We start from the raw sequence: 14,177 nt of genomic DNA, 5'->3' as shown, positions 1-14,177 counted from the left end.
CCAGGTGGGTTCCTGGCGTCGCATGTAAGTCACCCCACTCGGTTTCAGTCCGCCTGTGTTTGCGATTTCACGATTTGAACGTATTTCGGGTCGGTGCTGAGCCGAGCGAGAACCAGCTCGATGAGGTCGTCAGACAGGTCGAGTGACAGAGAGCTCGTCTCCCAGCGAACGGTGCCGTCGTCCGCGTCATTGTCTGGTCCGATGTGCCGGGAGCCTTTGTGGTCTGTGTCAGCGACCGCAGCGGCGAATAGCCAAGCTGGGAGGGTGGGGAACGAGTCGTCCTGCCAGAGGGCACAGAGGACCTCCGCGCTCGTAAGCCAATGGATGAAGCGGGTGGCGAAGTCGTCGAATCGTCTGATCTGGACCGCTCGCGCGTAGCTGATTCCGCCATAGTCATGCCAGCCGTACTCGACGACGGCGCCGGGCGTGGCGAGCCCGATTGATGTTTCGCCAAGAAGGGGGTTGTCATAGCCGTCTTCGATCCGGTAACTGGCCCAGCAGGGGGTCATGAGTGGCTCAAGATCATCGACCGTCGGCAGCATGACATCGCCCCCGGCGATGGTGGGATACGCCATCCATTCGTCACCGTTGACCTCCACGTAGGGGTCCTCGCCATCCGATTTCGGGTTTAGCGCGAATGGCAACTGAGCGGCGACTTCGGGCGTGCAGGTGATTCGAAGGTTATCCCCTGCCCGAATCTCCCGCAGCGACGGTGTGGCAGCGACCACTGCGACGACGTCGCTGCCCGCACAAGGTGTTTCACTGCCGTCGGCCGCCCGGAGCAGCAGTCCGGCATCGGTCGAAACCAACTGCACCCGTTCCAGCAGGCGTGCGTCATTGTGCGGTCCGTCGTAGCTGGCAATTTCGTAAACCACCGTGGCGCCCATGGACCTCCCCAAATTCAGATCAGTCGGATGATCAACTTCTCGTCTGCAATCAGTGAGCCGAGACGTGCAAAGGCTACCGATGAGCACCGACATTGGGGCCCGGATGCGCGAGGCTACCGGCTGAGCACCGGCGGTCCGTCGGACCCGTGTGCCAAGCTGCAGGTATCTCGGGGAAAGGACGTGACTGTGGATGGCGCGGAACTTGGCGGTTCGGTCGAGGCTGAGGTCTGGGAGCTGCTCGACGCAGACGAGGCGGTCGCGGAAGAAACCGCCTACGTCGTTGCCGCGGCACTACGCGGTGACGACGAACTTGCCGAGCAGCTCGGCGGTGACGCCCCGGTACCCGAGCGTCCCGATGCTCAGGCTTCCGAAGGGCCGGCGCCACTGCGGGCGTTTCTCCGCTCGATCACGGTGTCGGGATTCCGCGGCATCGGCCCTCGCGCAACCCTGGAACTCAACCCGTACTACGGAATCACCGTGATCAGCGGCCGCAACGGCTCCGGGAAGTCCAGCTTCGCCGAGGCGCTGGAGTATGCGCTGACTGGTTCGAGCTACCGGTGGGCCAACAAGAAGAGTCAGCAATGGGAAACCTCCTGGCGAAACCTTCACACGGGCGAACCGGCAGCGATCAGTGTTGAATTCGCCATGGAACTCGACGATGACCGCAGCGGTTCCACCGCCACCGTCGGCGTCGACTGGTTGACGGGTACCGAGCTGGACGCTGCTCGCCGCTGGTCGCAGGTCAAAGGAAAGAAACGCGAACCGGTCAGTGCGCTGGGCTGGGAACAGGGACTGGAGACCCACCGACCGCTGATGTCCTACGACGAGCTCGGAGGGCGCCTGGAGGACCCCCCTTCGGCGTTGTACGACTCCCTCAACCGGCTGCTCGGATTGGACATGATCGCCGACGCCGATGGCCGGCTCAAGGACGCCGAGAAGCAGCTGAGTGGGCCACGTAAGAACGCTAACGAGGGCCGAACCCAACTGCGTCAGACCTTAGGGAGTGCCTCGGATTCGCGTGCGGCGCAGGTGAGAAAGTTGATCGCTCGCACGCCGTACGACCTCGATGCCGTGACCGCAACGACTCTCGGCACTAAGACGGACGAGGCGGCCACCATCGCGCGGCTGCGGTCACTCGCCGCGCTGGTTGTTCCGGACGCGGCCACGGCCGCTGGAGTAGCGAATGAGCTTCGGGCCGCGGTCGACGCCTATTCACTGGGGGCCGATTCCGCGGTGAAGGCGATCACTGCGCGGGCAACGCTGCTACGCGAGGCATTGCATCTGCACGCCGACATCGGTGACGGGACTTGTCCGGTCTGTGAGACCGGGTCGTTCGACGCCGCGTGGCGGGTGGCGGCCGAGGAACGCTTGGTGGAAGCCGAAGCGAGCACCGCCAAGCATCAGGCGATGACTCAGCGGCTAATGGGGGCGCGGTCGGCAGCCGACGGCTTCTTCGGTGCCGTTGTGGCCGTGCCCGCGATCGGGGGAGCCGAACTTGCGTCGCTGTCGGCCTTTAACGATGCCCTGACGCGTGCGCGAGCCGTGCCCGACAACCTCTCCGACCTTCCAACCCACGTCGAGGTGGCGGCGCTGGAATTGACTGAAGCCGCATCCGCGCTGCGCGATGAAGCAGCGCAAAGGGCCGAGCAATTGGAGGACGCCTGGGCACCGGTCGCCCGTGAGATTGCGGCGTGGGTTGAGCTGGAGACGGCGGCCCGCAAGGATGACGACAAGCTCGACCAGGTGAAGGCAGCGCTGAAGTGGTTGCGCGCCAACGCCGAGAAACTACGGGAACGGCGCTTGGCCCCGATGGTCGATCAGGCCAAAAATATTTGGGGTCGGATGCGCCATGAAAGCAATGTTGACCTCGGGAACATCACGCTCGAAGGGTCCGCTACTCGGCGCCGCGCAGTTATCGACGGGACCGTCGACGGCGTGGCGACGGGAGCCCTGTCGGTGATGAGCCAGGGCGAGTTGCACGCCCTGGCGTTGGCGTTGTTTATCCCACGAGCGACCACCCCCGCGAGCCCGTTCCGATTCCTCGTGCTCGACGATCCGATCCAGGCGATGGACCCCGCCAAAATCGGTGGATTCCTCGATGTGCTGATCGAACTCGCGAAGACCCGTCAGGTGATTGTCTTCTCCCATGACGACAGGCTTCCAGCAGCTATCCGCGCCCGTTCGGTGCCCGCGCAGCTGCTCGACGTCACACGAGAGCAGGGGTCCGTAGTCGTGGTTAAGGAGAACGATCTTCCGGCTGGCCGGTACGTCCGCGATGCGGAGGCGTTGATCTTCGACGATGACTTGGACGATCTGATCAAGCGGAAGGCGGCGCCCGGATTGTTCCGGATGGCAATCGAGGCCGCCGCGCATCAGCGATTCTTCAGCAACCGGGCCAAGGCTGGTGTGCCCTACCACGAGTCCGATGCCGAATGGGAGCAGGCGATGACCACCCAGAAGCGCGTGGCGTTAGCGCTCACGGGCGATGCCTCAGGAGATGTGTCCGGATGGAAATCGTTTCGGGGACATCGCATCCCGACTATGGCCATTTGCGGCTCGGGCGTTCACGAAGGTGCCGTCCTGGGCCGTGGCTGTATCGCGGACCTCCGAAAGACTGTGCGCGACATCGTGGAGGGGCATTGAGCACCGCCGCCGAACGCCTTCTTGCGCGAGCAGAAGCACTCCTCGACGCTCCCGATGGCGCGGCTGTGGGCAACTCGGCGCGTCTCGCGGCATTTCTCGCACGTCAGGCGGTGGAGGAGCTAATCGATGCCCGCTGCGCGATGCTGTGCGATTTCCCCGTGGTGGTCGGGACGGCGAAGGCAAGACTCGCCGTGCTCAAATCGCTGGATTTCACGCCTGCTGGGGAAGTCCTCATCGACAGCTGGCACCAGCTGACCGGCTTCTGCCACCAACACGCCTACCAGCTTGCGCCGACGGTGCAGGAGGTTCGGGTGTTGTGCGCCGCGGTGCAGGAGGCTTCGTCGCATATGGGTTCACTGCCAAAGGAGAAGCTGGGATAGCCGACGGGGAGGCTGCTGCGAATCGGCGGCCGAAGTCGGGGTCACGGTAGCGCCCGCAGGCTACGGTTGTCAGGTGAGCAAGAGTTCGAAATTCAACTACGGCACGTGGTCGAGCTGTGCGGACACAGTCTGGCCGGCAGTTGAAGATCAGGTTCGCAACTCGCTTGAAGACAACTTCGACGATCGGGACGTGGTCTGGATTTCTCGCGTCTACCGGGATGCGGTCGGCGCGGCCCTACCCGACGGGGTCTCGTTGCGCGGTAAAGACTTCTACGGCGCGCACCCCGACGAGCAGCAGTTCGAAGGCTACCCGCATGACGAGGAAGGGTGCCTGGACATCGCTGCAATTATCCGGGGTGTCAACTTACGGGACATAGTGCAGCGGGCATCCCAGAGACGCGACCGCTGACGTCGGCCCCTGGGCTCATCGCTCCCGGACATATTCAACCACCGCATTCAGCGTCGCGATCAACCGCATCTCCTCCACATTGCGTGCTCGGGTATTGAGCAGATCTTCGGTGCACACCAGATATGCCAGGCACCGAGCCCGGCTGATCGCGACGTTGAGCCGGTTGCGGGAGAACAAGAAGTCGGCGCCTCGGGATATGTCATCCCCGGTGGAGGTGGTCATGGAGAAGAACACCACCGCCGCCTCGCGGCCCTGGAACTTGTCCACGGTGCCCACCGCCACGCCGTGGGTGGATGCGTCGGCATTGAGCCGTTCCCGGATCATACGGACCTGATCATTGAAGGGGGCAACCACCATAAAATCATCGACCGTCAGGGACTTTTCGTCGGCCTCCTCGTCGGTCCAGGTAGTGCCGACGAGCCGCGCGATTTCGGTCGCGATCAACTCGGCCTCCTCCATTGAGGACGTGCTGTTGCCACGGTGTTCGGCCCGCATCCAACGCAGACCTGTCCCGGCCACCGTGCGCTGCTGCTCGCAGCTGACATCGTGGGTGAGCCGGCCGGAGTAGATCTCATCGGAGATGAACCGGCAGACGTCGGGATGCATGCGGAAGGTCTTCGACAGGAAGACACCGCGGTCGCGGGGCATCGTTTCTTCCGTACCGAGGATGTGCTCGAGCACGCTGCGTCCGCTGTTGTTGGGATGGCTGGCCTGGGCAACGTGCGGCAGTTGCAGCGGATCGCCCAACAGCACGACGTTGTGCGCGGCCACTGATGCCGCGAGGGCATCGGCCAGCGAGAGCTGCCCGGCCTCATCGACCAACAACACGTCGACGGGGGAATCGCACATTTCCTTCGAGGCGAACAACCACGTCGTGCCGGCGACAAGGTTGATGTGGGGCTGGGCGCAGTCCTTGTTGCTACCGGCTCTGGTGCCATCAGGAACCGATGGTGGACCAGACTTCGGCTTCTTCACCGCGGTGAGCTTCTCGGCGTCGCCGTTGTCCCGGAACAGCTGCACCACCTTCTCCAGGACGTTGTCGACAGCGTGGTGCGTCGTCGCGGTGACTCCGACGCGTCGTCCCGCCAGTATCAGAGCGCGAATGAGACGCGCTGCGCTGTAAGTCTTTCCCGCACCGGGAGGGCCTTGGATCGCGGTGTAGCTGTTGTCGAGGTTGGTGACCCAGCGGGTCATATCGGCGAGATCGTCGGTGAACACGCCATCGGCAGGACCTCCGCCGGCGGTGAAGCGCGGTAGGTCTCGGCGCAGCAGTGCCATCGTCACCGGGTTGGTATCCCCACCCCCAAGGGGTTGGGCGGCGAATGCCGAAAGTGTCTGGGGTTTCGGTTTGGGCTCGACCCAGTCGTGCAACAGCACCACGCTGGGGAGTGCGCCGGCCTCTTTCAATGCCATATTCCACACCAGGTCCAGCGTGCGGGAACTGCGGTTGAGGTTTTCGAAACTCGGATAGAACCGTTGGCCTTCGGCGTCGACGAACATGACACTGCCGCCGTTGTACGGGAACCGCTCAAGCGATTGCGGCGGGAAGGTGAAGCGCATCGCCGGGGTGATCGGTGTGCCCTTTTTGCCGAGTCGCTCGAACTCGCCGAGGCACCGTAGCTCCGTCAGGGCCTCCGGGTCGTCGTGCAGAGCGGTGGTGTCGCCCTGCAGCTTGGCCATCTTCGGGCCGATATAGGCGAACCATTCCCGGCGCCAGTAACCGAGCAGATCACCAAGCAGAAACTGAGGAGTATCGGAAGGAAACGCGTGTAACCGCTCCACGTGCTCGTCGAGCTCCGGCAACCCGGGAGGTGGTTCCAAAACGCTGTCCCGCCATGCCAACTCCACCGGTCGGTGTTGTACCAGCCAATCCCGCAGCGCCATCGTCGCCCGCACATCGTCTTCGTTGTAGACGGCAATGCTGTCCAAGCGGGCTTGGCCGCCGTGCTCCATGAATTCTTCGTACTGGAGTACCGCCCCGGCACCCTTGTCGATGTCGTGGCCGCGGTGAAAGTCGGTGAGCCGCTCCAGGGCCTTGAGGCCGTAGGAGTCAGTTCCCACCTGGATGCTGTTGCGGGCCAGCAGGAGAAGATCCACGAATAGGCCGGTCTCGACAAGGTCGGCCAACGCGCGCTGCGCGACGTTGTGCGTCTCGGTGAGCGTCACCAGCGACGATCGCTCCGTGTGGTTGTAGTGGTAGACGTGCATCTCGTGGAAGGCCGCCCGCCGCTGCACGAGGTAGTCGATTAGCTCCGATACAGCTGCGGCTTCCGCGTCGACGTCATGCGCCCACCACTCGCGGTAGCGCCACTGCCCTTCGGGGTCGCGTTCCAGGAGACCGAACAGGAAGAACAGTCCGGTCTCGACCCGCCAGAACGGGTGGCCTTCGAAGTCAAGAAACACATCACCGTCGTCCGGGCGGGGCAGTTCCTCAAACCCGTGTCCCCACACCGGATCCTCGCCGGGTTCGATCAGGCGGAACGGGGGCGCGTCGACGTCCGATAGCAGCGTTGCCTGGATCTGCAGCCGTGCCTGCTCAGCCAGCCGATCCAACCGTCGCGGGCCGATCCCTGCCACGGATGTCTCCAGCTGCGCCAGCGTGGTCATATTCGCGATGCCGGCCGACTCCAATGTCGCGGTCTCTGGCTGGCGAATCCCCGCGATCAGGCTCAGCGCGCCTTCGTCGTGCCACTGCTTGTCGCAGAGGGTTCTGAACTCGCAAAATTCGCAGTGTGCACACGGACGCGGAGCGGTGCCGGATTCGGGGCCGGCCGCCAGCGTTTCGGTCAGCTGCCCGCGCAACCGGCGCCAGTACGGGCTGAAATCAGCGACCCGCAGCGTCTCGGACTTCCCCGACCCCAACCACAGGTGCATGTGCTTGGGCCGCACCCCGGTGAGTGCCTCCAACGCGTCGGCGTAGAAGCACAGCTGCAGCACATGCCCGGGCTTAGCCTCGGCGCGAGCGAGCTTGGCGTCGACCGGCTCGTAGTTGCCGGAGTCGGTTCGCACCAGGAAATCGGCGATCCCGCGCACGCCGTCGTGGATGAAGGGCATCTGATAGATGACGTCCCACCCTTCGTCGAACGGGCTACCGATGCGGGCTACCCAGGACTCGAACGTCTCGCCCTTGGGCCGATCGGGCACTCGCAGAACAGACTTTCCGTTGGCCTCGTACTCGGCTAGGCACTGCTCCTCATGCTGCAACCCCTTTTTGAGGAGCAGCTGCGCGAACTCACCGAACGTCGACTTCGGTTTTGGCAAGGTTCCGGCGTCGACCTGGTTACGCAACGTCAGGTAGTGCGCGCAATCCAGCCATGCCGTGATCTTGGACGGCGTCAGCAGATGTTCAGTGGGTATCGGGTCACTCACCGGGTGATCCTCCTGGCGCGTTGTCGTGACGGTGATAGAACGGCGGCGGATATGCCGGCTCGTAGGGTGCGCACACCCCGTGAGTGGGGTCGTAGTAGCCGCCAGAGCAGGTCTGGTCGTAGCCGGGCCGCGGGTCGGACGGCAGGTACGGCTGGCAGATCTCGTGCCGTGGGTCGTAGTACCCGTTGCCGCCGCACGGGGTCAACGGGACGATGATGCTGGTCAACAGTAAGTCGATCACGACCTGTTCCGGTCAGTTCTGTAGCTGTCGCAGCGCGAACTGTGCCCGCGCCGCCTGATACACAATCTGGTTCTCGAGAAGGCCGGGCCGGGCCAGGACGTTCGGTAGGAAGCTACAGAAAGCGAGGCCATCGTGATCTTCTCGGCTCATGTCGGGACACCATGCTCCCAATAGCGGTGTGCTCAAATCACCGTGCGACTCAATGATATTGAGTCTGTTGGCCAGCTTGGTCGATTCCTCCGCTCCCGGGTTAACCGGAAGCTGCATCAACACGAGTGCACCGTTGCCGAATTCGGGGTGCGGTTGATCGGTGAAGATCCGAACCAGTGCGGTCTCACGGGCGGTATCCGGCGCGTGCGCATCCTGCAGGATGAGCGGCCGGTTGCCGGTGTAGGGCACCTCGCAGACGATCCCCGTCTCATCAGAACTCCCGTACCAACCCATTTCCCAGGCGAACTTCCCCAGCCCTTCGGCGAGTGCCCCGGTGAAGCGAGACTCCTCCGCGCCGACAGGAGCAATCACATGCTCCGGCGAATTAAGCATGTCGTCGAGTTCCGGTCGCTCCCCGCTGGTGGGGTGATTCGATGCTGCGGGTGTGCCGCCGCAGGCGTCGGCGATCGCATGGGCGCGTGAATGCGCCGCGGTGTTTTGCAGCACCGCAGCCGTCATCAAGATCTTCCACAACCAGGCGGCATTTTCCGCATGTACCACCGCCGTGCAGCATTCGGTGATGGTGGCGGTCTTGGGATCCCAGACCAGGGCGCTCATCGTCGACTGCATATTCACCGCGGCTAGCAACTCCGCCGGGTCAGTCGCCGGGTCGACGTCGCGGGCGACCTCGGTCCAGATCCGCACGATGCAAACATCGAGATCGTGGGATCGGATTGGTGGACTGACCTCGATATGCTGCGCCAGCCGGTAACCCCACCAGGTGAAGCCTCGCTCCCGCCGGACCGACCACTGCTCGTCAATCATCAGCTTGTCGTAGAGGTGGTCCAACATCTGCATTCCGATGTCTGTCAAGGTGTAGGCCTTTCCCGCCGTGCCGCTGGTGTAGTTATATGCCAGGGCTCCGACAGGTTTCGGTGGTTTGTCAGAGCCCGTCAAGGTGGGCTTCTACAGCGGCGTTCAGCAGGCGCGAGCCGAGTTATCCCCGGGGCATGCTGACCCCCGGTGGCGGCGCGACGTTCGCGAAGGAGCCGACGGCCGGAGCCTCGTTGCGGAGGACCGCGATGGCACCCGCGGTGGCGTGACGGCGCGGTCCTCGGGGCCGGTTAATCCGCAGTTATTGCGTTACCCGCACAAACTGCGGTACGATGGGGCATGTCCAACCGATACAAGCTGATTCGCAGCCACCTTGACCATGCGGAGTCGGCCGACTCCGCAGCCCAAACGCTGCAACACCTTCGGTCCGTTCTGACGGAGGTCGGTCAGTTACTCGACGAGCAGCTAGCCAGCGCCGTCGTCGATGACGAACTATCGCTCGCGGCGGCCGGAAAAAGCGCCGGTCTCACCGAAAATGCCGTGGGGCCACGACTGGCCAACACGGCCCGCCTGTCTCCGTACGTGACGGCGGGGGCGGCCCGAATCACCGCCGAAGACGTCAAGCGTGCCCGCCAAGACAAATACGCCCGCAAGCCGCTGCCGCCGGCAGCCCCTCCCGAACCGATGCGGTTCAAACCGCGCCGAAGTGCCAAACCGTCCCAATAACCCCGAAAGGACCGACCATGTCCAACCAGAATCTCACCTGGCTCGTGTTTCTGCTCGACCGCTCCGGCTCGATGCAATCGATCAAGTCCGATGTCATCGGCGGATTCGAGGCGTTCATTGCTGAGCAACACCAGGGCGAAGGGCGCTGCGCGGTAACCCTGGCGCAGTTCGACGACGAGTACCAAGTCGTCTACCACGGCATCGACCTCGACGACGTGCCGCCGCTGAATTTGCAACCGCGCAACAGCACGGCGCTGCTCGACTCGATGGGCAAGCTCATCACCGACACGGCCGCCGAGATCGGTGCGTTGGACGAGGCCGACCGGCCCGGCACCGTCGTCGTGGCGATCATGACCGACGGGCTGGAGAACGCCAGCCGCGAGTGGCGTCGCCCCGACATCAAAGCCCTTGTGGAGCAACAGACCAAGGATCACGGCTGGGAGTTCCTCTACATGGGCGCCGACCAGGACGCCGTCGAGGTGGGCAGGGGCCTCGGGGTCAAAGACGGCCAAGCCATCACCTACGCCCGGGGCAAGTCCCGTGAGGCGATGCTGGCCGCGTCGAGCAGCGTCCGCGGCTACCGCGACGCCAAGCTGCGTAACACGGCGGCTGTGATGCCCGAGTTCACCGCCGAGCAGCGTGCAGAGCTTGCGGACGACACGGCGACGAGCCGCGACGAGTAGGGATGCGAAGTGGCCGACACCCCTGAGCCCGCAGCAGGTGAACCCTGGTGGCTGGCCCGACAGCTGACGCGAGCGCACCGCAACTCGTTGACCGATAATCAGTTACTGGCCCGCTACCGACACCGGCACGGAAATCCCTACATGCCGCTAGCCGTGGCGAAACAGATGTGGCGGGTCGAGGCCAGGTATGCCCATCTCGGGGTTGCCTTCGAGCGGCGTCGGCAAGAAGAGCTCGAAGCGAAGCGCGCCGAGCTGCTCGCAAGGGTATTCCCGGCTACGGACCTTGGGGAAGCGGATCTGAAACACGGTAGGCGCCATAGTGGTTGACGCACTATTGGTCGGCTTGACCGTCCCGCTGAGTCGCTGTGGCGACGATCCGAGCCACGAAATCTGCCAGCCGTAACCGCCCTACCACCACCGCCGCGATGCTCCGGTGCCCGACGGTGAGCCGGAGGTCGACGGGCCCGCTAGCCCCTGAACAGCCATACAGCGATGCCGAGCAGAACAGCCGGCGGCTCGCGGGTAGCTCGTCGGTGCTCGTACGGGCGATCTGTCGGCCGCCCCGGTTAAACTGATCCTGCTTCATGAGACGCCGTCGACAAGCTCCGACTGGATGGCGCGCCAACCCCACGCTCGTGGGTGGCTCGGATGACGAAGCGGCCGATCGCCAACCGGTGTCGGCAAGAGCGCCTCCCGAGCGGGGGCTCGGAAATGATGGAGATCTCCAATGTCCGGGTATGTGTGGGCACTTCCGGGTGACGATGCGGCTTGCGGCGTGTATGCGCCGGGCCACCATATTGAATGGCACCAGTTCAATGGCTCCATGAAAACACCGGGCAGTGTCATTCCCGTCACCGCATCGGTCGACGACGACGGGCTGGTGCACGTCGAGGGTGACGGTGTCTCGCTGGTGCGCTGGAATCATGACCCCGCGTTGTTGCGCAGTGCGCTAGAGCGTTTCGGCGGCATGGCCGAGTGGAAGCCGAGCTGGTCTTTGCTCGCCGTCCCCGCCGCGGTCTTCATCGGCAGCAGACGCACCTCCATCTGGCGAAACTCGACCGACGGAAGGAGTGCCAAGCTCCGATGCCCCCTGGCCCGCGCGATACGCAGACCATCTGGGCCGAGCAGGAGGCCAGGAACGCCGTAATACGCGCCATGGACTTCAGCCACATCCCGCCGCTGCGATTGGCTGACCGATATGCCGGCGGACGTCCGCGCAGGACAACACATGGCTGAGCTCGACATCGCCAAGTTGCGCGCCGTCGCAGCCGAATTGGGGCTACTGGCCGGCCACGACGGACGACGAGCATCTGGAAAAGCTGCGGGCCGACAACGAGCGTTTCGACCGCATGAACGCCCACGAGCCGCAAGTCAGCAAGTGGTCGAAGATGGCGGGGTCCTAGTGACGTCGGCGATCCACGGCAAGGTGCCGTCGTGGTGCGCGCTGGAGCGCGAACGGCGTACGGTAACCGACTGCGGCAACATCGGCTCCGGCTGCGCACCGAGCAACGCGGCCAGCCGGCGCCCGCCGGGCTCGTGGCCGCTGTGGTGACCGGTTGGACCACCAGGCCCGCCTCGCCCAGGCGCAGGCCGACCACATCACCGACGTCGACCCCGAGTGCCTCGAACGTGCCCACGGCCAGCGCGAGCGCACCCCCTTCGTCGAGCGTCCTTCGGAATGTCCGACTGGTCCAGCAGTTGTTCATCGCCGGGAAAAACGAGGTGCACTGCGGACCCGTCGGCCAGCCGTTGATAGGGCGTGCTGTCGCAGAGCGCGGCGATAGGGGCGAGATCCGGGCTGATGGTGGGCAGATCGAAACTCGCCTCGGGCGCGGTGACCCGACGGGTGAACACCCGGCCGGCCAGCACGGCGGGCAGCCATGCCCAGTGTCCGTCGATCAATCGCCCTGCAGGGACGTCGATTCCAAGGCGCGGAGGCGCCGCAGGACGCGGGCGGAGTCGGCCACGCCGGCTTCTCTCAGTCGCGCGCTGAGGTCTTCATACAACGGGCCGCGTCGGTGAGAATCGTCGACAGTGGCCCGACGAAATCGAGCGCCTCGGCCATGGCGGTCAGGCTAGGGGCGAGGCCGTCTACCCGCACTTCACCAGATCGGACGGTGTGGAAATGTCCCGCACACCGCCATCCCGTCGGGCCGCCGCCGGCCGGTGCGACCATGTAGCGATGACCGCAACGCTCGTCGCCAAGAATGTGGCCGGCGGCTTCGCCCACCGCACCCTGTTCGAGGGCCTGGATCTGACCGTCGCACCGGGCGACGTCATCGGCGTGGTGGGCGCCAACGGCGCCGGCAAGAGCACCCTGCTGCGGATCCTGGCAGGCGATCTCGAGCCGCCGCACGGTGCGGTCACCATCGCCCCGGCCGATGCGTTCGTGGGTTGGCTGCCGCAGGAGCACGAGCGGGTGCCGGGGGAGACCGTAGCCGCCTATATCGCGCGCCGCACCGGATGCGCTCAGGCCGCGCACGCCATGGATGCCGCGGCCGCGGTCCTGGCAAATCCGGATCAGCCTGCCGCGCCCACCGATCCGGCTGAGGCCTACTCCACGGCATTGGATCACTGGCTGGCCACCGGTGCGGCCGACCTCGACGACCGGTTGCCCGCCGTGCTGGCCGACCTGGGCCTGGACTCGCAAACGGTGCGGCCCGAGTCCACGCCGATGAGCGCCTTGTCGGGTGGGCAGGCGGCACGGGTGGGCCTGGCGGCATTGCTGCTGTCGCGATTCGACATCGTCCTACTCGATGAACCGACCAACGATCTCGACCTCGACGGGCTGGCCCGCCTGGAGCAGTTCGTCGGTGACCTTCGTGGCGGGGTGGTGCTGGTCAGCCACGACCGGGAATTCCTGTCCCGCAGCGTCACCCGGGTCCTCGAATTGGACCTGGCCCAGAACACCACCACCGTCTTCGGCGGCGGATACGATAGCTATCTCGAAGAGCGCGAGGTCGTTCGCCGACACCGGCGCGAGCAGTACGAGGAGTTCGCCGAGAGGAAAGCGGACCTGGTGGCCCGCGCCCGCACGCAGCGGGAATGGTCGAGTCAGGGAGTGCGCAACGCGATGCGCAAGACACCGGACAACGACAAGATCCGACGCCGCGCGGCCACCGAGTCCAGTGAGAAGCAGGCGCAGAAGGTCCGTCAGATGGAGAGCCGGATCGCCCGTCTCGAAGAGGTTGTCGAACCCCGCAAGGAATGGACCCTGCAATTCAGCATCGGCGCCGCGCCCCGGTCGAGTTCGGTCGTCGCAACCCTCGACAACGCTGTTGTGCGGCAAGGTGAATTCGTCCTCGGCCCGGTGTCGCTGCAGGTCGATGCCGGCGAGCGGATCGGCATCATCGGCCCCAACGGGGCAGGAAAATCGACGTTGCTGCGGTTACTGCTCGGTCGTCAACAGCCCGACGCGGGCCGGGCAAGTCTGGGCGCCAACGTCGCTATCGGTGAGATCGATCAGGCGCGTGCCGATTTCACCGGCCCCGCCCGGCTGATCGATCGCTTCGAGCAGCGAGTGCCGTCCTGGTCGACCGCCGACGTGCGAACCCTGCTGGCCAAGTTCGGGCTGGCCGCCGACCACGTGGAACGCGCGGTCGATGACCTCTCGCCCGGGGAGCGCACCCGTGCCGGCCTGGCGTTGCTGCAGGCCTGCGGCACCAACGTGCTGGTCCTCGACGAACCGACGAACCATCTCGACCTGCCCGCCATCGAGCAACTTGAGCAGGCGCTCGACAGCTATGACGGTGCGTTGTTGCTGGTCACCCACGACCGGCGGATGTTGCAGAACGTCCGGTTGGACCGCTCCTGGCAGGTCGAGAACGGCCACGTCGCGGAGCGGTAGCAATAAGG

12 protein-coding genes and 1 riboswitch are annotated in these 14,177 nt (G+C 64.9%); of the genes, 8 read left to right on the top strand and 4 right to left on the bottom strand.

The genetic code is table 11. From position 1 onward, the window contains the following. Positions 1–44 precede the first annotated feature (44 nt). On the bottom strand, positions 45–887 hold the full coding sequence (locus A5648_RS14245) for a hypothetical protein (RefSeq protein ID WP_065025173.1): 843 nt from the start codon (positions 885–887) through the stop codon (positions 45–47). A 186-nt stretch (positions 888–1,073) separates the two neighbouring features. On the opposite strand from A5648_RS14245, the gene A5648_RS14240 reads away from it, so the two are divergent. The 3 genes from A5648_RS14240 (at position 1,074) to A5648_RS14230 (ending at position 4,319) form a co-directional block, all read left to right on the top strand. Then, on the top strand, positions 1,074–3,530 hold the full coding sequence (locus A5648_RS14240; RefSeq protein WP_065025172.1) for an AAA family ATPase: 2,457 nt from the start codon (positions 1,074–1,076) through the stop codon (positions 3,528–3,530). Beyond that, entirely contained in the window at positions 3,527–3,910 is a 384-nt protein-coding gene (locus A5648_RS14235; protein ID WP_065025171.1) for a hypothetical protein, read from the top strand. Before A5648_RS14240 ends, A5648_RS14235 begins: the two co-directional genes overlap by 4 nt. A gap of 73 nt (positions 3,911–3,983) precedes the next feature. Then, complete coding sequence (locus tag A5648_RS14230) at positions 3,984–4,319, top strand: hypothetical protein (RefSeq protein ID WP_065025170.1); 336 nt, start codon at positions 3,984–3,986, stop codon at positions 4,317–4,319. Positions 4,320–4,334: 15 nt separating this feature from the next. Here the strand turns inward: A5648_RS14230 and A5648_RS14225 are convergent, their stop codons facing one another. The 3 genes from A5648_RS14225 to A5648_RS14215 are packed head-to-tail and all read right to left on the bottom strand — an operon-like array spanning position 4,335 to position 9,036. Then, on the bottom strand, positions 4,335–7,688 hold the full coding sequence (locus tag A5648_RS14225) for a TM0106 family RecB-like putative nuclease (protein ID WP_207511708.1): 3,354 nt from the start codon (positions 7,686–7,688) through the stop codon (positions 4,335–4,337). Next, positions 7,681–7,929 (bottom strand): hypothetical protein, encoded by a 249-nt coding sequence (locus tag A5648_RS14220; protein ID WP_065025169.1) that lies wholly within the window; start codon positions 7,927–7,929, stop codon positions 7,681–7,683. The genes A5648_RS14225 and A5648_RS14220 overlap by 8 nt, the downstream gene beginning before the upstream one ends. A 12-nt stretch (positions 7,930–7,941) precedes the next feature. Beyond that, positions 7,942–9,036, bottom strand: a complete 1,095-nt coding sequence (locus A5648_RS14215) for a hypothetical protein (RefSeq protein WP_165607347.1) — start codon at positions 9,034–9,036, stop codon at positions 7,942–7,944. A 216-nt stretch (positions 9,037–9,252) separates the two neighbouring features. On the opposite strand from A5648_RS14215, the gene A5648_RS14210 reads away from it, so the two are divergent. The 5 genes from A5648_RS14210 (at position 9,253) to A5648_RS14190 (ending at position 14,169) form a co-directional block, all read left to right on the top strand. Next, a complete protein-coding gene (locus A5648_RS14210) occupies positions 9,253–9,639 on the top strand; it encodes a hypothetical protein (protein ID WP_065025167.1) in 387 nt (128 codons plus the stop codon). A 17-nt stretch (positions 9,640–9,656) separates the two neighbouring features. Beyond that, positions 9,657–10,322 carry a VWA domain-containing protein gene (locus A5648_RS14205; protein WP_065025166.1) on the top strand — a complete coding sequence of 222 codons (666 nt, stop codon included), beginning with the start codon at positions 9,657–9,659 and terminating at the stop codon, positions 10,320–10,322. Positions 10,323–10,902: 580 nt separating this feature from the next. Beyond that, positions 10,903–11,015, top strand: a riboswitch (SAM riboswitch). A gap of 34 nt (positions 11,016–11,049) precedes the next feature. After that, positions 11,050–11,469: a hypothetical protein gene (locus A5648_RS24080; RefSeq protein ID WP_165607346.1), complete on the top strand. Its 420-nt coding sequence runs from the start codon at positions 11,050–11,052 to the stop codon at positions 11,467–11,469. A gap of 81 nt (positions 11,470–11,550) precedes the next feature. Next, positions 11,551–11,874, top strand: a complete 324-nt coding sequence (locus A5648_RS23805) for a hypothetical protein (RefSeq protein WP_131810570.1) — start codon at positions 11,551–11,553, stop codon at positions 11,872–11,874. A 630-nt stretch (positions 11,875–12,504) separates the two neighbouring features. Further along, positions 12,505–14,169 carry an ABC-F family ATP-binding cassette domain-containing protein gene (locus A5648_RS14190; RefSeq protein WP_065025163.1) on the top strand — a complete coding sequence of 555 codons (1,665 nt, stop codon included), beginning with the start codon at positions 12,505–12,507 and terminating at the stop codon, positions 14,167–14,169. Positions 14,170–14,177: the final 8 nt, after the last annotated feature.

Origin of the sequence: Mycolicibacter sinensis, from assembly GCF_001673565.1 — a bacterium.
Taxonomy (GTDB): Bacteria; Actinomycetota; Actinomycetes; order Mycobacteriales; family Mycobacteriaceae; genus Mycobacterium; species Mycobacterium sinense_C.
This window is presented reverse-complemented; position numbering and strand designations above follow the sequence as displayed.

What these genes read in the sequence shown, in the direction of transcription:
- A5648_RS23805 (WP_131810570.1), top strand. Translation starts at nt 11,551, where the DNA reads ATGGCTGAGCTCGACATCGCCAAGTTGCGCGCCGTCGCAGCCGAATTG.
- A5648_RS14245 (WP_065025173.1), bottom strand. Translation starts at nt 887, where the DNA reads ATGGGCGCCACGGTGGTTTACGAAATTGCCAGCTACGACGGACCGCAC.
- A5648_RS24080 (WP_165607346.1), top strand. Translation starts at nt 11,050, where the DNA reads ATGTCCGGGTATGTGTGGGCACTTCCGGGTGACGATGCGGCTTGCGGC.
- A5648_RS14205 (WP_065025166.1), top strand. Translation starts at nt 9,657, where the DNA reads ATGTCCAACCAGAATCTCACCTGGCTCGTGTTTCTGCTCGACCGCTCC.
- A5648_RS14190 (WP_065025163.1), top strand. Translation starts at nt 12,505, where the DNA reads ATGACCGCAACGCTCGTCGCCAAGAATGTGGCCGGCGGCTTCGCCCAC.
- A5648_RS14210 (WP_065025167.1), top strand. Translation starts at nt 9,253, where the DNA reads ATGTCCAACCGATACAAGCTGATTCGCAGCCACCTTGACCATGCGGAG.